Origin of the sequence: Aeromonas sp. 600479 (assembly GCF_049175515.1) — a bacterium.
Classification (GTDB): domain Bacteria; phylum Pseudomonadota; class Gammaproteobacteria; order Enterobacterales; family Aeromonadaceae; genus Aeromonas; species Aeromonas veronii_A.
This window is the reverse complement of record NZ_JAAKVF010000003.1, coordinates 1-15,912: the sequence shown is the minus strand read 5'-3', so window position 1 is coordinate 15,912 and position 15,912 is coordinate 1. Positions and strand designations below refer to the sequence as shown.

Here is a 15,912-nt window from a genome sequence, read left to right as displayed (position 1 = left end):
GGCAGCGCACCGCAATCGGTTGCTCTCTGCATCTTGATCAGGATCATTCATGAGTATCATCTTTACCCAGCTGTTGGACGGCTTTCTAAGTGAGGGGGGAGGCTTTGAGAAGGTGTTGTTTGCCTCTGACAAAGGGGTGCCTCCCTGCTTCAGTTATCAGGTCAATTTTCCGCGTCTCGAGCTGGTATTCAGTGGCCACTATCTCAACCAGATCTGGTCCCCGGAAGGGGATGTGCAGTCGGTACAGATGGGGCCGCGGGAGGCGATGTACATTCCCCCCAACGGCTGGAACAAGCCGGATTGGGACAATGACTGTTCCGTGCTCAGCCTGTTGTTCGGCAAGCGTCAGATAGGGTTCAGTCTGGTGAGCAAGCACAAGGGAGACACCGGCTTCTTCGATGTGCAGAAGCACAGTATTCAGGCCGGTGCCGGACGGGCGCTCGATCATATCCTGCTCTCCCTCAACACCCTTGCGCAGGAGCCGATAAGGGCACCGATGGACAATCACCTGCTGCAGGCGCTGCTAAGTTATTCACGGCAGTTGCTGGTGGAGTCGGAGAGCGGTCGTCCTCGTGGCTCCGATCTTTTTCACGGCATCTGCATCTACATTCAGGAAAATTTCCACCGCCCCATCAGTCGCGAATGCATCGCCGCCCGCTTCAATCTCTCCCCCAGCCACCTCTCACGTCTGTTCCGCCAGCAGGGGCACATGCGGCTGGCGGACTACATCAGCTGGGTGCGGCTGGAGCGGGCCAAGTTCATGCTGAAAAAGTATCGCTTCCGTCTCGAAGAGGTCGCCAATCGCTGCGGGTTTACCGACGTGAACTACTTCTGCCGTGTGTTCAAACAGAAGACCGGCTTGACCCCTTCCCAGTACCGTTCCCTGAGTCAGCCGCAGGCGACGGCCAGCGAGCTGGAGGCATAACGGGGCGGGGTCGGCAAGGCGTTGTGACGGCGCACTGGCGGGTGGCTACCTCTTTGGTCTGACATGCTTTCTTGTCGTTTTATTATGAAAATGAATGGGCTAAGATGGCCGCGCGCAACAAACAAGTTGATAACAAACGGAAGTTAGGAGATGCCGATGGAAAGCAAAGTAGTTATCCCGACCCAGGGCCAGAAAATCACAGTCGATGCTAACGGCAAGCTGCAGGTTCCCAACCATCCGATCATTCCGTTTATCGAAGGGGATGGCATCGGTGTTGACGTGACCCCAGCCATGTTGAATGTGGTGAATGCTGCGGTCGAGAAAGCCTACAAGGGCGAGCGCAAGATCGCCTGGATGGAGATCTACACCGGCGAGAAATCGACTCATGTTTATGGTGAAGGTGCCTGGCTGCCGGCCGAAACCCTGGATTTCATTCGCGAATACTGCGTGGCCATCAAGGGCCCGCTGACCACGCCGGTCGGCGGCGGTATCCGCTCTCTCAACGTGGCCCTGCGTCAGGAGCTGGATCTCTACATCTGCCTGCGCCCGGTACGTTACTACGATGGCACCCCGAGTCCGGTGAAGCGTCCTGATCTGACTGACATGGTGATCTTCCGCGAAAACGCCGAAGACATCTACGCCGGTATCGAGTGGAAGGCTGACAGCGCCGAAGCGAACAAGGTGATCGCCTTTCTGCAAAACGAGATGGGCGTGAAGAAAATTCGCTTCCCGGAGTCCTGCGGGATCGGCATCAAGCCGATGTCCAAAGCCGGTACCGAGCGTCTGGTACGTGCCGCTATCGAGTATGCCATCGATAACGATCGCGACTCAGTGACCCTGGTGCACAAGGGCAACATCATGAAGTTCACCGAAGGTGCCTTCAAGGATTGGGGCTATGCTCTGGCCCAGAACGAGTACGGTGCCCAGCTGATCGACGGCGGCCCCTGGTGCTCCTTCAAGAACCCGAAAACCGGCAAAACCATCGTCATCAAGGATGTCATCGCCGACGCCTTCCTGCAGCAGATCCTGCTGCGTCCGGCCGAGTATGACGTCATCGCCTGTATGAACCTCAACGGTGACTACATCTCCGATGCGCTGGCTGCTCAGGTAGGCGGTATCGGCATCGCACCGGGTGCCAACATCGGCGACGGCGTGGCCCTGTTCGAGGCAACTCACGGTACTGCACCGAAATATGCCGGTCAGGACAAGGTCAACCCGGGCTCCCTGATCCTCTCCGCCGAGATGATGCTGCGCCACATGGGCTGGGTTGAAGCGGCCGATCTCATCATCAAGGGGATGGAAGCTGCGATCCGCAACAAGACCGTCACCTATGACTTCGAGCGTCTGATGGAAGGGGCCACCCTGCGTTCCTGCTCCCAGTTTGCTCAGGACATGATCGACCAGATGTAATCTGCTGCTTGCCAGAAACGCAAAACCGGCGCCATGTGCGCCGGTTTTTTTATCGCGAAAGAGTGCAGGGGCTTATTGCGCCTGCTCTACGTGTTGCTGATAGCGTTGCTGCCATTTGCTGGTTTCTGCTTCATCACCCCGGGCCTTCCAGAAGGCGCAGATGGTGTTGGCAAGTTCCGAAGCCATCGCGTGATCTCCGTCACGTCGACTCATCAGATAATCTCCCAGCCAGCTTTGATATTGTTTCATTACCCGATCTCCTTATCTCATGTGCCCTTGAGGGGGCCCACCTTGACGGGAGCCTGACGGCTCATCTTGGGGGGAACATCCTCAGGCATGATGGTGCAAAGTCACGACCCGGGCAGAGAGCCTGATGGGCAATCTGGCGGCGAACATGACGCGAGATGTCAAAAAATGAGCGCCATTTTAGCACAAACTGACCAACTTGGGGAAATTGTCGCCACGGATTGTAATGGAGCGGCTCCATCCCCTTGTTCCCACAACAGAAAACTCGCCGTGAGGGCACGCTTGGTTTGGATGAAACTCGGGGAAACAGGGTAGGTAACCCTGTTGTGTCCGATTGCATCGACGAGCTCGACACTTGGTTCTGGATGAGCTGTGTCATGGACTCAAGAAATGGTCGAGGGGGGATGCAAAAGGGCGTTATGCGGGAGCTGGCTATGCGCGAAGCAATAGGGGGGCGGCCTTGCTGCCAACAGATGGCTGGCAGCAAGGTGACGGTCGGGATCAGGTGGTCTTTTCCAGATGGTTCTGGTAAATCTGTTGCCACTTGTCCAGTTCGGTTTCATCTCCCTGTTGCTGCCAGAACTCGCAGATGGAACTCGCCATCTCGCACGCCATGGCATGGTCGCCGTCACGGCGACTCATCAGGTATTGTCCCAGCCAGTTTTGATACTGTTTCATTGCACGATCTCCTTATCTATTTAGCCCTTGATATTGCTGCTGTGGGCCACTCGTCCGGCAGTGTTGTCACAGCCACTTTCGCCGCTTCGCTTATTGTCAATCAGGACAGATAGCGTATGAGAAAAGCGCGAAAGTGCTAAAAAGTGGCCACCACCTTACCACAAAATGGTATGAAAGGCAGGTTTTGGGGCCAATTGAGTTTTCAGTGCAGGGGATTATCTCGACCTGGCGACAGGGATTGACGGAGTCCAGCAGTATAACGGACAGGTGTTTGAACCCCTTTACTGGGTTACCCGACGTGCTTGCCAATAGCGGCTGTTCCAGTAGACGTTGTCGAGTCTCGAACGGATTACTCCCTTGCTCGTGGAGGCGTGGATAAACTCGCCGGCACCGGTATAGACCCCCACATGGTACTGCTGCCAGCCGGTTTTGAAGAAGACCAGATCCCCGTGTTGCAGCCGGTAGCGATCGACTGGTTTACCGATACTGGCCTGGGATTCGGTGGTTCTTGGCAAATTGACCCCCAGCACCTGATTGTATGCGAGCTGTGTGAATGCGGAGCAGTCGAGTCCGGCACGGTTGGTGCCGCCCATCCGGTAGGGGACGCCACGCCACTGCTGGTAGAAACCGTCAAAGGCACTGCTCTGCTGGCGGGGCGGCGGTGGCTCTGGTGTGCTGGAGCAGGCGGCCAGCAGCAGGGTCAGCAGGGATAGCAGCAGCTTGCGATACATCGGGCTCTCTCCACGGACGGGTCTACCAAACGAGACATTTATCGAGCGCCATATCCTGCCAAATCGTTCTGGCGGTAGGGGGCGCGACAATTTTTCCATCATAAACAGGGATCTGGCTCCAGACCTAGTCTCCGAGAGGAAAAATGTGGTGGGGCACTGAAAAACGCCAGCCGAGGGTTGGCGTTTGTTGTCACTCGTTGTGGCTGATCAGCGGTTTAAGCAGCTCGGCCAGTTTGTAGAAGGTCTGCACCCGGGTGGTGCTGGGGCGCCAGACCAGACCGATCTCGCGATAGGATTTTTCCCCCGGCAGCGGGATGGCCACCAGATCGGAGTTGGCAAGAATGCCGGCATCGATGGCCATTTGCGGCAGGAAGGTGGTGCCAAGACCCGCTTCCACCATCTGCACCAAGGTGTGCAGGCTGGTGGCGGCAAACGGGTTGATCTTGCTCTTGTCCCGCAGACGGCAAGCGCTCACTGCGTGCTCGGTGAGGCAGTGCTCCCGCTCCAGCAGGAAGATGCTCTGGTTTGGCAGCTCCTTGTAGTCAAACGGGGTGTGAAGACCGGCCGCCATGCTGGCGGGCATTACCATGTGGAACGGATCCTGGCCGACGGTCTTGCAGTGAAATCCACCTATCTCGATGGGCAGGGCGAGGATCAGCAAGTCGAGCTGACCCTGTTCCAGCTGCCTGAGCAGATTGCTGGTGGTGTCTTCCCGCAGTAACAATTCGAGGTCAGGATAGGTTTTGCTGCACACTTTCAGCAGCTTGCTGAGCAGGAAGGGGGCGATGGTGGGAATACAGCCCAGACGCACTGTCCCCTGCATTACACCGCCCTGGTGTTGACCTAGCTCCATCAGATCCCGCGCATCGGAGAGCAAATTGCGAGCTCGCTCGACGATTTCCATGCCGACCGGGGTCATAATGAAGCTCTTGTGATCTCGCTCCACCAGTTGCAGGTTCATCATCTCTTCCAGCGTCTGGATCCCGGTACTCAGGGTCGACTGGCTGACATGACAGGCTTTGGCGGCACGATTGAAGTTTTTGTGCTCGTCGAGAGCGACCAGATATTGCAGCTGTTTGAGGCTGGGCCAACGTTGCATAGGAAAACCCGATTAATGCTATCTATTTAATTTGATTTAACTAATCTACCACCGGGTCTATAGTTTGTCGCTTGATTTAGACGGACTAGGCTCTTGGTAGCCCAATCCTGACTGGATTGTTCACTTCACTTAAAGAGGAATTGAATATGGTATTGGTAGGCCGTCCCGCACCCGATTTTACCGCCGCAGCCGTTCTGGGTAATGGCGAAATTGTTGATTCATTCAACCTGTCATCCCACATCAAAGGCAAAGCTGCTGTTGTCTTCTTCTATCCGCTCGATTTCACTTTCGTCTGCCCGTCCGAGCTTATTGCTTTTGATCACCGCTATGAAGAGTTCCAGAAACGTGGCGTGGAAGTGATCGGTGTTTCCATCGATTCCCAGTTCTCCCACAACGCATGGCGTAACACCAAGGTTGAAGATGGTGGTATCGGTCAGGTCAAGTACCCGCTGATCGCCGACGTCAAGCACGAAATCTGCAAGGCCTATGACGTTGAACATCCGGAAGCCGGTGTGGCGTTCCGTGGTTCCTTCCTGATCGACAAGAATGGTGTCGTTCGTCATCAGGTGGTCAACGATCTGCCGCTGGGCCGCAACATCGACGAGATGCTTCGCATGGTCGATGCCCTGCAATTCCATGAAGAGCACGGCGAAGTGTGCCCGGCTCAGTGGGAAAAAGGCAAAAAAGGTATGCAAGCCTCTCCGGACGGTGTTGCCAAGTACCTGTCAGAGAATGCTGACGCCCTGTAATGGCCGTCGCACTCTGTTTGAAAAACCGGCGTCTTTGCGCCGGTTTTTTTATACCTGCGATTTATCTATCCCCTGACATATTGGCCACACTCTTTTCGCCCCTTCTCCTCTTCGCCCCTCGCTGTTCCAAGCTGCCGTTAGCTGACGTACTCGTCGTTTAGGGATGAGATGCTGACCCTGGGGCTGGAAACGGGATGTGCCCACAGACAGATAAGAGCTATAAAAAAAGCGCGCCATAGGCGGCGCGCTCAGTTCACAAGCAGAGGCATTATTCCTCAAAGATCCCGAAGTGTTCTTTGGCAAAGCTGACCCGCTGCGCCACACTCATCTTCACTTGGCCCAGCTTCTCGATGGTCTTGAGGTTGGGCACCAGGCCACGACCGTTGGCGATTTGAATGGCCAGACCTGGGCGGGCGTTGAGCTCCAGCAGCATGGGGCCGCGGAACTTGTCCAGCACCATGTCGGTACCGATATAGCCCAGACCCGACATCTCGTAACAGGAGGCAGCGAGGGTGAGCAGAGTATCCCAGTGGGGCACCTTGAGCTCATAGAGGTCGAGACCTGTATCAGGATGGTGTCGCAACGGATTGCCAAACTGCACCGCCCGCAGCGCGCGGCCAGTACGTAGGCACAGACCCACTCCCACGGCGCCCTGGTGCAGGTTTGCCTTGCCGTCGGAGGCAGAGGTTGAGAGACGCATCATCGCCATCACCGGGAACCCCTTGAAGATGATCACCCGGGCATCGGGCACCCCTTCAAAGGAGTAGCCGTCGAACACGTCATCGAAGTTGATGAGGCCTTCGACCAGCGCTACGTCCGGCTTGCCCCCCAGCGAATAGAGTCCAGCAAGAATGTTGGAGACATGGCGCTCCAGATCCTGGCCGTTGCTGGCGCTGCCGTTGGGCTTGTAGAAGAGACCCTCTTCCTGGCGCAGGATCACCAGGATCCCCTTGCCGCCCGAGCCTCGAGCCGGCTTGATACAGAAGCCAGGCCAATCCTTCACCAGCTCGGTGATACGACCCACGTCGTGCTGGGCTCGGATGGTGCCGATCAGCTCGGGCACCGTCACGCCCGCATCCAGCGCGATACGCTTGGTTTGCAGCTTGTCATCCACCAGCGGATAGAGGCTGCGCGGATTGTAGCGGCTGATATAGGAGTGGTTGCGCTTGTTCATGCCGAGGATACCTGCCTGCGACAGGCTCCACGGGGTAGTGTACTTTTCCCAGAACCACATCTGTTACTTGTCCTTACCCGGGGTGGCGCCAGACTTGATCTCGTCCACCAGCGGCTTGAAGCGTTTGAGTTCGCTCAGCTTGTAGCCGGTGTAGTTACCCATCAACAGCACGGTCGCCATCAGCACCAGCTGCAGGCCGAGGAAGTTGAATGTGAGGTGACGGATCAATTCGTTATCCATAGCCAGATAGGCGATGATGGCCACCAGCAGGGAGCCACCGCCCTGACGGAATACCTCTTTCGGGCCCTCTTCTTCCCACAGGATGGACATCCGCTCGATAGTCCAGGAGAGGATGATCATCGGGAAGAAGGTGATCTTCATACCGTCGGTCAGCCCCAGCTTGAAGGCAAAGGCGGAGAAGATACCGATCATCGAGATCACCATGATGATGATGGCCGATATTCGGGCGACCAGCAGCAGGTTGAGCCGCGACAGGTAGGAGCGGATCACCAGACCGGTGCCGACGATCAGCAGGAAACCTACCAGACCGGTGATCAGCTGGGTCTGGATAAAGGCGACCGCGATCAGCACCGGCATAAAGGTACCCGAGGTCTTGATGCCGACGATGACGCGCAAGAACACCACCATCAGCACACCGATGGGGATCAGCAGCAAGCCCTTGAACAAGGTCTGCTCTTCCAGCGGCAGGCTATGGATGGAGAAGTTCATCATCTCTGATTTTTCAAACTTCTGGGCCAGTGCCACGCTGACCGGCTGCTCCTGCTCGATCATCGAGAAGCTGACACGGGAGTTGTGACCACCTGTCACATCCAGCAGGGCGCCGGAGTTATACTCCCACAGCAGCAGGTTGGCAGGACGACCCTGTTCACCGGTTTGCGGGTTGAACAGCTTGTAGTCGGTCGGGCTGTTGAACACCTGCAGGTAATCGACCAGCTCCTGACGACGGCGACCATCTTCCAGATTCAGGGCATGCACTACGCGGGTCGGCACATCAGCATTGTTGAGCAACTCGGCGATCAGGTTGGCGCGGCTCTTGTGCTTTTTCAGTAGCTCGGCGTTCTGCTCCTGCTTTTCGATCTCCTTGATGATCTCGCGGGTCAGGGTATAGCCGTCAGCAGAGCGCTCCTGGGCGCGCTCCAGGATCTGCTTCATCGCAGTGGCATAGGGCTCACTCTCGATCTGCTTTTCGATAGCGGGCGGCTGCGGGTTGGCGGCCGGCTTGGCGTGGGCATCCGCCATCATGTCGACGCGATAGTAGAGCTCCTGACGGCCGGTAGCACTGCGGATCGACCATTCGGCACGGGCATCGCCATCCTTCTCGACAAAGGAGAGGCCGTAGCCGGGGCTGGCGGCGTTCTCGTTCATCAGGGTGAAACCGGGCTGGGTGCCCGGGATAGCCAGGGAGGCGATCACTGGCTCACCGGTAGCTTCGAACTCCAGTTTGGCTTCGATGGACCAGATCTGGCGCTTTTCACCGGGCGTCAGCGGCACATCCAACGCGATATGGTGATAGATCGTCATCCCCAGGCCGACAATGTACAGCAGGGCTACCAGCAAATAGAACGGCTTACGGGAAACCATGGATTATTTCACATCCTTGAGCTTGGGTTTGGGTTGGATATATTCGCGGGCCACATCAACCACGGCGATGTCTTTCAAAAATTCGCGACCCAGCAGCACCGGGAAGGTCATATCGCTGCGGTCTTTCAGGGTAAATTCGGCTTTCTCGGTCATGTCGCCAATGCGCACGGCCAGACGCACCACCGGACGGCGGTCCAGATCATCGGCAGAGGCCTGACGCACCCGCACGTGACGTACCAGCGGCGCTTCGATCTGGATCTTGTCGTCCACATCCTGATGGCTCAGGAAGAAGCGCACCCAGTTTTTGCCGTTGCGCTCGAAAATGGTGATCTCCTGCGCACTGATGGAGGAGGTGGTCGCACCGGTATCGACCCGGGCCTGGAAGGCGTCGTTGGCGGCATCAACCCAGATCCACTCCGCTTCACCGACCATCAGCTTGCCATCGATGGTGTGGCCCTGATTGGGGGCCGGGCACTTCTCGGTGGGGATCGCCATCGGTTTGGGCGGCTCGGAGGGGAGAGCTGCGAGCTTGTGGTCTACTTGCTTGACGGACTCTTTCATATTGGTGACATCTGTGTTGAGCTGAACCAGCAGGTGCTGTTGCTGCACATACTGCTTCTGTTGCTGTTCCATGGATGTTTGCAGGCGCTGCTCGCTCTGGCTCAGCTCGCTACGAAGCTCGGCCAGTGTCAGAGCGGGAACCTGAGGCGTTTTTTCCATATTGACACACCCGCCGAGACTGAGCAGGGAGAGCAGGGTCATTCCTTTTAATTTGCTTTTCATGTCATTCATTTAACTGTGCTTCCTGGAATTGGGTCAGTGTAACTTCCACAAGCGCCACCGGCTAGTCTTTGGCCTTGCGGGCAATCAGTACGGCACGTTTCGGCGCCGGGTGTCCTTCTACCGTGAGTGCCGGATTGTCTGGATCCAGATAGTCACTTAGGGATTCATTAATCATCCAGTCGGTACGACGCTGTTCGTCGGTGCTGGTCATATTCTCGTCTACTATCCGCACGTCGGTGAAGCCGCAGCGCTCGACCCACAGCTTGAGGGCGCGGCTTGAGGGAATAAACCAGACGTTGCGCATCTTGCCGTAACGGTCGGTGGGCATCAGCACGTCGTTGACCCCGCCGTCGATCACCAGGGTCTCCAGCACCAGTTCGCCATCATCTTTCAATTGATTGCGCAGCTGCTCGATGTGCTCGATGGGAGATTTGCGGTGATAGAGCACCCCCATGGAGAAGACGGTGTCAAAAGCGCGCAGCTCCGGCAGCTCCTGAATGCCGAGCGGCAACAGGTGGGCGCGTTGATCATTGCCCGCGAAGTGGCGAATGGCCTCGAACTGGCAGAGAAACAGCGGACTCGGATCGATGCCGACCGCCAGCTTGGCTCCTTCACCCACCATACGCCAGAGGTGGTAGCCGCTGCCGCAACCCACATCCAGCACGTAACGGCCTTCGAGCGGGCTGATATGGGGCAGCACCCGATCCCACTTCCAGTCGGAGCGCCATTCGGTATCGATGTGGATGCCATGCACGGTGAACGGCCCCTTGCGCCAGGGCATAAAGTGGCGCAGCAGGCTCTCGACCTTCTTGCGCTCCCCTTCGCCCAGGCTCTCGGCCGAGCCTATCTCGACCCGGCTTTTCAGCTCGATGTTGCCGGGGGAGACCACCGGTAGCTTGTTGAGGGCGCGGTTCCAGCGCGGCAGATCGCCATGCTGGTTGTCATGTTGCCAGGCGTGCAGCTGGGCGGGCAGGGTATGCAGCCAGTGGCTCAGCCGGTTTTTGGCAATCAGTTGATAGAAATTGGCAAAGTCGATCATGGCTGGGCGTCGCTGGATTTGATGGCAATCATGGAGCCGAAGTTGAAGCACTGGAACCAGAGATCCTGATGGATGAAACCGGCGTCGTGCAGGCGGGCGCGGTGGGTCTCCAGGCTGTCGGTGCGCATCACGTTCTCAAGGGCAGTGCGTTTCTGGCTGATCTCCAGCTCGCTATAGCCGTTGGCCCGCTTGAAGTCGAGGTGCAGATCGATGAGCAGCTCGTTGACCGGCTCATCCTCGAAACGGAACTTCTCGCTCAGGATCAGGATCCCGCCCGGGCGCAAACCGTCGTGAATGCGCTGGATCAGGGCTGCCCGTTTCTCGGGCTCGACAAACTGCAGGGTGAAGTTGAGCACCACCACGGAAGCGTTCTCAATCTCGATGTCGCAGATATCCGCCTCCACCAGCTCCACCGGCACCTCGGATTTGAAACCGGAGAGGTGGGCGCGGGCGCGCTCGATCATCGGGTGGGAGAGGTCCACCGCGGTAATGCGGCAGCCGGGCTGGCTGATATGGCGACGCATCGCCTGGGTGGCGGCGCCGAGCGAACAGCCGAGATCATAGAGACGGCTCTCGGGTTGAGCGTAGCGGGCGGCCATCATGCCGATGGCTGAGATGATGTTGCTGTAACCCGGCACCGAGCGCTGGATCATATCGGGAAATACGTCGACGACCTGTTCGTCAAAACAAAAGTCGCCCAATCGGGCGATCGGGGCGGCAAAAATTTGGTCTTTGGTCTGCATGCTGGCGCAACCTGACAGCCGGCATATCGGCCGACTGCTTTGTTCAATTGAATCGTTGGGGGGCACCCGTCTGGGGGTGGCTCATCACCTGTTTACGAACGGGGTAGTCGGTCATGAGCTCCTGGTGACCGGTCCTGTTCGTAGGGGTCATCTCCGGACCCTTATCCAGAGCCGAGTCATTTGTTACCACTGATTAACAGTAACGGTGACAGGGCTCCTTGCATGGGGCGCTAGTGTAGAGGATTGACGGCCATTTGTCTTGACGCCGGGCCCTGCCAAACCACAAAAATCGCCCTTTTTTTACTGCGTTTTCGGGGGGCTGCGAGGGTTGCTTGTGCCACTGGTTAAAAGCGCAGCACTCCCTGCCGTGCGCGATCGTTTTCCCCCCGCCAGGGGGCCATCTCCTGCCCCAGCAGACGACTCACCTGACGGGCCAGCTCGGGGGCTTGAGTGTTGTCGGCCGTGTGGATGTAGAGGTAAAGATCCTTGCCTTCGGAAAGCCACTGGCGCCAGTGGGGGAGCCAACTGGGCAGGAAGGGGTGATTGGCCGCCGGATCCGGCAGGCCGATAAAGCGCACCATGGGAGCGTTGGCGGTGGCCAGCAGATGTACCGGCAGGCGTGGCTTCTTGCCCTGGGCATCGACAAGGGATGGCGTGGTTGCTGGCACCGAGAAGAGTGGCCGGCTGTCGAGCATCACCCGGTTCACTCCCTGTTCCATCAGCAGCCGGTTTAATGCCCGCTCGGCCTCCCCCTTGGCGAAGAAGTCGGGATGACGCACTTCGAGGGCGTAGCGAAACGCCCGTGGCAGCCGCTCGATAAAGGCCGCCAGTCTGGCCAACCCCTGTGGCCCGAAACGGGCGGGCAACTGCAGGGTGAGCAGCCCCAGCTTGTCGTGCAGCGGGGCAAGCAGGCGAATAAAGTCGGCAACCTGTTTGTCTGTGCTCACCAAATCGCTCTGGTGGCTGATGTTTTGCGGAAACTTGAAGTTGAAACGAAAGTGATCGGGCACCGCATCGGCCCAGCGCTGTACCGTGTTCGGTGTCGGCTGGGCGTAGAAGGTGGTGTTACCCTCCACCGAGTTGAAGACGGTCGCATAGTGGGCGAGGTGTTCGGCAGGCTTGGCGCCAAGGCCCAGCAACTGGCCTGGCCAGCTGGGGTGGGACCACTGCGGCAGGCCCAAATAGAGGCTCATGATGGCTATTCTCTTCGCTCTTGGTGCATTCGTGCCGATTTTTTGCCCGCTTTTTGCCATCGAGTGCAAAAAACTGGCGAAAGGAGGCTGCTGGCCATTTTACCCAAAAGGGGGTTTTCCTCTATAATGCCAGCCCTTTTGTTTTTCAATTTCTTGTGACCCATGCCTATCTACGAATATCGTTGCGACGTCTGTGGCCATGAATTGGCAAAACTGCAAAAGCTTTCCGATGCCCCCCTGACCGACTGTCCGGCCTGTAGCAAGCCGAATCTGGTCAAGCTGATATCGGCGGCAGGCTTCCGGCTCAAGGGAACCGGATGGTACGAGACTGATTTCAAACCGGGTAAGAAAAAGAATCTGGCCAGCTGTGAGACAGACGGTGCTTGCCAGTCGTGCCCGGCGGCCCAAGGTTAACCGTCTCTCTACAATTTCGAAGGAAGAAGTCCATGCGCTCTATCTATTGCGGACAGGTCAATGAGGCCCATGCAGGGCAGACCATTACATTGTGCGGTTGGGTTCATCGTCGTCGTGATCTCGGCGGTCTGATCTTTATCGATATGCGCGACCGGGAAGGGATCGTTCAGGTGTTCTTCGATCCGGACAAGCCGGAGGCGTTCGCGCTGGCCTCCGAGCTGCGCGGCGAGTTCTGCATCCAGGTGACAGGTGTAGTGCGCACCCGTCCCGAGTCCCAGCGCAACAGCGACATGGCCACTGGCGCCATCGAAGTGTTCGCCCACGAACTCAACATCATCAACCGTGCCGAGCCGCTGCCGCTGGACTTCAATCAGGTCAACAGCGAAGAGATCAGCCTCAAGTATCGCTACCTGGATTTGCGTCGTCCCGAGATGGCCAAGTACCTGAAGACCCGTGCCAAGGCCAGCGCCTTCGTACGCCGCTTCATGGACGAGCACGGCTTCCTCGATATCGAGACCCCGATGCTGACCAAGGCCACCCCAGAAGGTGCCCGTGACTATCTGGTGCCGAGCCGCGTGCACAAGGGCAAGTTCTACGCTCTGCCGCAATCACCCCAGCTGTTCAAGCAGTTGCTGATGATGTCCGGCTTCGATCGCTACTACCAGATCGTCAAGTGCTTCCGTGACGAAGACCTGCGTGCCGACCGCCAGCCGGAATTCACCCAGATCGACGTGGAGACCTCCTTCATGACCGCGCCGCAGGTGCGTGAAGTGATGGAAGAGATGATCCGCAAACTGTGGCTGCACATCCTGAACGTGGATCTGGGCGACTTCCCGATCATGACCTTCGACGAAGCCATGCGTCGCTACGGCTCCGACAAGCCGGACCTGCGTCTGCCAATGGAGCTGGTTGATGTGGCTGATCTGCTGACTACTGTCGAGTTCGCCGTGTTCGCGGGCCCCGCCAACGATCCGAAAGGCCGTGTGGCTGCCCTGAAAGTCCCGGGCGGTGCCGAGCTCTCTCGCAAGCAGATCGACGAATACACCAAGTTTGTCGGCATCTACGGTGCCAAGGGCCTGGCCTGGATGAAGGTCAATGAAGCGGCCAATGGTATCGAAGGCGTGCAGTCTCCGGTTGCCAAGTTCCTCTCTGACGCCATCGTGCGCGAGATCCTGGCCCGTACCGGCGCAGCCGACGGCGACATCATCTTCTTTGGCGCTGACAGCAAGAAAGTGGTTTGCGATGCCATGGGCGCCCTGCGTCTGAAAGTGGGTCGCGATCTGGGCCTGCTGGAGAACAGCTGGAAACCGCTGTGGGTCATCGACTTCCCGATGTTCGAGGAAGATGGTGAAGGTGGTCTGGCCGCCATGCACCACCCGTTCACCGCGCCGAGCAACATGAGCCCGGCCGAGCTGAAAGCCAACCCTGTGGGTGCTTACGCCAACGCCTACGACATGGTGATCAACGGCTACGAAGTGGGTGGTGGCTCTGTCCGTATCCACAACAGCGAGATGCAGTCCACCGTGTTCGACATCCTGGGTATCACCCCGGCCGAGCAGCGCCTGAAGTTCGGCTTCCTGCTGGATGCCCTGAAGTACGGTACCCCGCCGCACGCCGGTCTGGCCTTCGGTCTGGACCGTCTCAGCATGCTGCTGACCGGCACCGAAAACATTCGGGACGTCATCGCCTTCCCGAAAACGACCGCGGCCGCCTGTCTGATGACAGACGCCCCCAGCCTTGCCAATGCCGCCCAACTGGGTGAGCTGGCGATTGCAACCACCGTCAAGGGCGACGAGTAAGCCGATACCGGCACCGGAGGCCGCCGCCGTGCGGCCTCTGTGTTTCCCTTGGGTTAGTCATGATCAGTGTTACTGACATTTAAAAAATAACGGAGAGTCTCTATGGCAGGTCACAGTAAATGGGCCAACATCAAACACCGCAAGGCCGCTCAGGACGCCAAGCGTGGCAAGATCTTCACCAAACTGATCCGCGAAATCACTACCTCCGCGCGTCTGGGTGATGCCGATCCCGCCAACAACCCGCGTCTGCGTGCTGCGGTGACTGCCGCCCTGACCAACAACATGACCCGCGACACCATCAACCGTGCCATTCAGCGTGGCGCCGGTGGTGGCGATGGCGAACAGCTCGAGACCATCGTATACGAAGGTTACGGCCCGGCTGGCTCTGCCGTGATGGTAGAGTGCCTGACCGACAACCGTAACCGTACCGTAGCCGAAGTGCGCCACGCCTTCAGCAAGTGCGGTGGCAACCTGGGTACCGACGGCTCCGTTGCCTATCTGTTCAGCAAGAAAGGTCTGCTGACTTTCGTGGGCGTAGACGAAGATGCCCTGATGGATGCCGCGCTCGAAGCGGGCGCCGATGACGTGGTCACCGAAGAGGATGGCACTATCGAGGTGTACACCACCCCGAACGACTTCGGTACCGTGCTGGACGGTCTGGAAGCTGCCGGCTTCAAGGCCCAGAGCGCCGAAGTGACCATGATCCCCTCCACCGAAGCGGAGCTGGATGCAGAGACTGCACCCAAGCTGATGCGTCTGATCGACATGCTGGAAGATCTGGACGACGTGCAAGAGGTGTATCACAACGGCTCCATCTCCGATGAAGTCGCTGCGACCCTCTGATCGCTGAATCGTGCTCTCCCGATGGCAGCCTGATGGCTGCCATTTTTTTATCTTTGCATCGTGGCAACTACTGATGTGTCGGTTGAGCAATCGGCGCAACAACTCTCTTCACTGACAATCTTTCCCGCTTTCTCTGCGAATTATCATTGCTCTGTCTCTGCCAGTCGGTTGGCCCTGTACGTATGCCAGTCGCAGTTCTGCTGCATTGCGTTAGCGAGGCTCCGCTTATTCTGTTTATCACACCTTTAGCTCTTGAGATGGCGTTGACTGCTCACATCTGCCCGTCAGGGTAATTGTGTTGCGGGTAGGGGGAGGAGGTGATGGGACGTGCTCTTGTTATCACAGGTGGCCCATCAATACAGAGTCACAGGTTGGGATATCGATAGCGGATTGGCTGGGACGAGTTGGTTGGTTGGTTGGTTGGTTGGTTGGTTGGTTGGTTGGTTGGTTGGTTGGTTGGTTGGTTGGTTGGTTGGTTGGTTGG

At 57.9% G+C, this 15,912-nt stretch carries 16 protein-coding genes; 6 read left to right on the top strand and 10 right to left on the bottom strand.

Annotated features, from left to right (window positions below):
- Positions 1 to 49 precede the first annotated feature (49 nt).
- On the top strand, positions 50 to 925 hold the full coding sequence (locus tag G5149_RS04710; protein WP_216978431.1) for an AraC family transcriptional regulator: 876 nt from the start codon (positions 50 to 52) through the stop codon (positions 923 to 925).
- 156 nt (positions 926 to 1,081) lie between these two features.
- A complete protein-coding gene (gene icd, locus G5149_RS04705) occupies positions 1,082 to 2,335 on the top strand; it encodes an NADP-dependent isocitrate dehydrogenase (protein ID WP_005347179.1) in 1,254 nt (417 codons plus the stop codon).
- A 72-nt stretch (positions 2,336 to 2,407) separates the two neighbouring features.
- Here icd and G5149_RS04700 read toward each other — a convergent pair whose 3' ends face one another.
- The 4 genes from G5149_RS04700 to G5149_RS04685 form a co-directional block, all read right to left on the bottom strand.
- Positions 2,408 to 2,584, bottom strand: coding sequence for a hypothetical protein (locus G5149_RS04700; RefSeq protein ID WP_216978432.1), 177 nt, complete (start codon positions 2,582 to 2,584; stop codon positions 2,408 to 2,410).
- A gap of 498 nt (positions 2,585 to 3,082) precedes the next feature.
- Positions 3,083 to 3,259, bottom strand: a complete 177-nt coding sequence (locus G5149_RS04695; protein WP_005347176.1) for a hypothetical protein — start codon at positions 3,257 to 3,259, stop codon at positions 3,083 to 3,085.
- Between the two features lie 281 nt (positions 3,260 to 3,540).
- Positions 3,541 to 3,990 (bottom strand): C40 family peptidase, encoded by a 450-nt coding sequence (locus G5149_RS04690; protein WP_216978433.1) that lies wholly within the window; start codon positions 3,988 to 3,990, stop codon positions 3,541 to 3,543.
- 190 nt (positions 3,991 to 4,180) lie between these two features.
- Positions 4,181 to 5,089 (bottom strand): hydrogen peroxide-inducible genes activator, encoded by a 909-nt coding sequence (locus G5149_RS04685; RefSeq protein ID WP_337072784.1) that lies wholly within the window; start codon positions 5,087 to 5,089, stop codon positions 4,181 to 4,183.
- A gap of 146 nt (positions 5,090 to 5,235) precedes the next feature.
- Between G5149_RS04685 and G5149_RS04680 the strand changes: the two genes are divergently transcribed.
- On the top strand, positions 5,236 to 5,838 hold the full coding sequence (locus G5149_RS04680; RefSeq protein WP_026457190.1) for a peroxiredoxin C: 603 nt from the start codon (positions 5,236 to 5,238) through the stop codon (positions 5,836 to 5,838).
- Between the two features lie 268 nt (positions 5,839 to 6,106).
- On the opposite strand, the gene G5149_RS04675 is transcribed toward G5149_RS04680, so the two are convergent.
- The 6 genes from G5149_RS04675 to G5149_RS04650 all read right to left on the bottom strand — a co-directional run bounded on the left by G5149_RS04675 (position 6,107) and on the right by G5149_RS04650 (position 12,372).
- Positions 6,107 to 7,072 (bottom strand): alpha-L-glutamate ligase-like protein, encoded by a 966-nt coding sequence (locus G5149_RS04675; RefSeq protein ID WP_236345234.1) that lies wholly within the window; start codon positions 7,070 to 7,072, stop codon positions 6,107 to 6,109.
- Positions 7,073 to 7,075: 3 nt separating this feature from the next.
- The gene (locus tag G5149_RS04670; RefSeq protein WP_216978437.1) at positions 7,076 to 8,614 is read right to left on the bottom strand and encodes an inactive transglutaminase family protein; all 1,539 of its coding nucleotides are present in this window, start codon (positions 8,612 to 8,614) and stop codon (positions 7,076 to 7,078) included.
- 3 nt (positions 8,615 to 8,617) lie between these two features.
- Complete coding sequence (locus G5149_RS04665; protein WP_279463262.1) at positions 8,618 to 9,406, bottom strand: ATP-dependent zinc protease; 789 nt, start codon at positions 9,404 to 9,406, stop codon at positions 8,618 to 8,620.
- 52 nt (positions 9,407 to 9,458) lie between these two features.
- Positions 9,459 to 10,436: a tRNA 5-methoxyuridine(34)/uridine 5-oxyacetic acid(34) synthase CmoB gene (gene cmoB, locus G5149_RS04660; protein WP_013723597.1), complete on the bottom strand. Its 978-nt coding sequence runs from the start codon at positions 10,434 to 10,436 to the stop codon at positions 9,459 to 9,461.
- The gene (gene cmoA / locus G5149_RS04655) at positions 10,433 to 11,179 is read right to left on the bottom strand and encodes a carboxy-S-adenosyl-L-methionine synthase CmoA (RefSeq protein ID WP_337072783.1); all 747 of its coding nucleotides are present in this window, start codon (positions 11,177 to 11,179) and stop codon (positions 10,433 to 10,435) included. Before cmoA ends, cmoB begins: the two co-directional genes overlap by 4 nt.
- A 344-nt stretch (positions 11,180 to 11,523) precedes the next feature.
- The gene (locus G5149_RS04650; RefSeq protein ID WP_421211809.1) at positions 11,524 to 12,372 is read right to left on the bottom strand and encodes a DUF72 domain-containing protein; all 849 of its coding nucleotides are present in this window, start codon (positions 12,370 to 12,372) and stop codon (positions 11,524 to 11,526) included.
- A gap of 162 nt (positions 12,373 to 12,534) precedes the next feature.
- On the opposite strand from G5149_RS04650, the gene G5149_RS04645 reads away from it, so the two are divergent.
- From G5149_RS04645 to G5149_RS04635, 3 genes are all read left to right on the top strand, one after another.
- Complete coding sequence (locus tag G5149_RS04645) at positions 12,535 to 12,786, top strand: FmdB family zinc ribbon protein (RefSeq protein ID WP_005337686.1); 252 nt, start codon at positions 12,535 to 12,537, stop codon at positions 12,784 to 12,786.
- Positions 12,787 to 12,818: 32 nt separating this feature from the next.
- Positions 12,819 to 14,585 carry an aspartate--tRNA ligase gene (aspS, locus tag G5149_RS04640; RefSeq protein ID WP_319919923.1) on the top strand — a complete coding sequence of 589 codons (1,767 nt, stop codon included), beginning with the start codon at positions 12,819 to 12,821 and terminating at the stop codon, positions 14,583 to 14,585.
- Positions 14,586 to 14,687: 102 nt separating this feature from the next.
- Positions 14,688 to 15,428 carry a YebC/PmpR family DNA-binding transcriptional regulator gene (locus G5149_RS04635; RefSeq protein WP_005337681.1) on the top strand — a complete coding sequence of 247 codons (741 nt, stop codon included), beginning with the start codon at positions 14,688 to 14,690 and terminating at the stop codon, positions 15,426 to 15,428.
- The last annotated feature ends 484 nt before the right edge of the window (positions 15,429 to 15,912 follow it).

Excerpts from the sequence above, each read along its gene's own strand:
- G5149_RS04710 (WP_216978431.1), top strand. The coding sequence starts at position 50 with ATGAGTATCATCTTTACCCAGCTGTTGGACGGCTTTCTAAGTGAGGGG.
- icd (WP_005347179.1), top strand. The coding sequence starts at position 1,082 with ATGGAAAGCAAAGTAGTTATCCCGACCCAGGGCCAGAAAATCACAGTC.
- G5149_RS04700 (WP_216978432.1), bottom strand. The coding sequence starts at position 2,584 with ATGAAACAATATCAAAGCTGGCTGGGAGATTATCTGATGAGTCGACGT.
- G5149_RS04695 (WP_005347176.1), bottom strand. The coding sequence starts at position 3,259 with ATGAAACAGTATCAAAACTGGCTGGGACAATACCTGATGAGTCGCCGT.
- G5149_RS04690 (WP_216978433.1), bottom strand. The coding sequence starts at position 3,990 with ATGTATCGCAAGCTGCTGCTATCCCTGCTGACCCTGCTGCTGGCCGCC.
- G5149_RS04685 (WP_337072784.1), bottom strand. The coding sequence starts at position 5,089 with ATGCAACGTTGGCCCAGCCTCAAACAGCTGCAATATCTGGTCGCTCTC.
- G5149_RS04680 (WP_026457190.1), top strand. The coding sequence starts at position 5,236 with ATGGTATTGGTAGGCCGTCCCGCACCCGATTTTACCGCCGCAGCCGTT.
- G5149_RS04675 (WP_236345234.1), bottom strand. The coding sequence starts at position 7,072 with ATGTGGTTCTGGGAAAAGTACACTACCCCGTGGAGCCTGTCGCAGGCA.
- G5149_RS04670 (WP_216978437.1), bottom strand. The coding sequence starts at position 8,614 with ATGGTTTCCCGTAAGCCGTTCTATTTGCTGGTAGCCCTGCTGTACATT.
- G5149_RS04665 (WP_279463262.1), bottom strand. The coding sequence starts at position 9,406 with ATGAATGACATGAAAAGCAAATTAAAAGGAATGACCCTGCTCTCCCTG.
- cmoB (WP_013723597.1), bottom strand. The coding sequence starts at position 10,436 with ATGATCGACTTTGCCAATTTCTATCAACTGATTGCCAAAAACCGGCTG.
- cmoA (WP_337072783.1), bottom strand. The coding sequence starts at position 11,179 with ATGCAGACCAAAGACCAAATTTTTGCCGCCCCGATCGCCCGATTGGGC.
- G5149_RS04650 (WP_421211809.1), bottom strand. The coding sequence starts at position 12,372 with ATGAGCCTCTATTTGGGCCTGCCGCAGTGGTCCCACCCCAGCTGGCCA.
- G5149_RS04645 (WP_005337686.1), top strand. The coding sequence starts at position 12,535 with ATGCCTATCTACGAATATCGTTGCGACGTCTGTGGCCATGAATTGGCA.
- aspS (WP_319919923.1), top strand. The coding sequence starts at position 12,819 with ATGCGCTCTATCTATTGCGGACAGGTCAATGAGGCCCATGCAGGGCAG.
- G5149_RS04635 (WP_005337681.1), top strand. The coding sequence starts at position 14,688 with ATGGCAGGTCACAGTAAATGGGCCAACATCAAACACCGCAAGGCCGCT.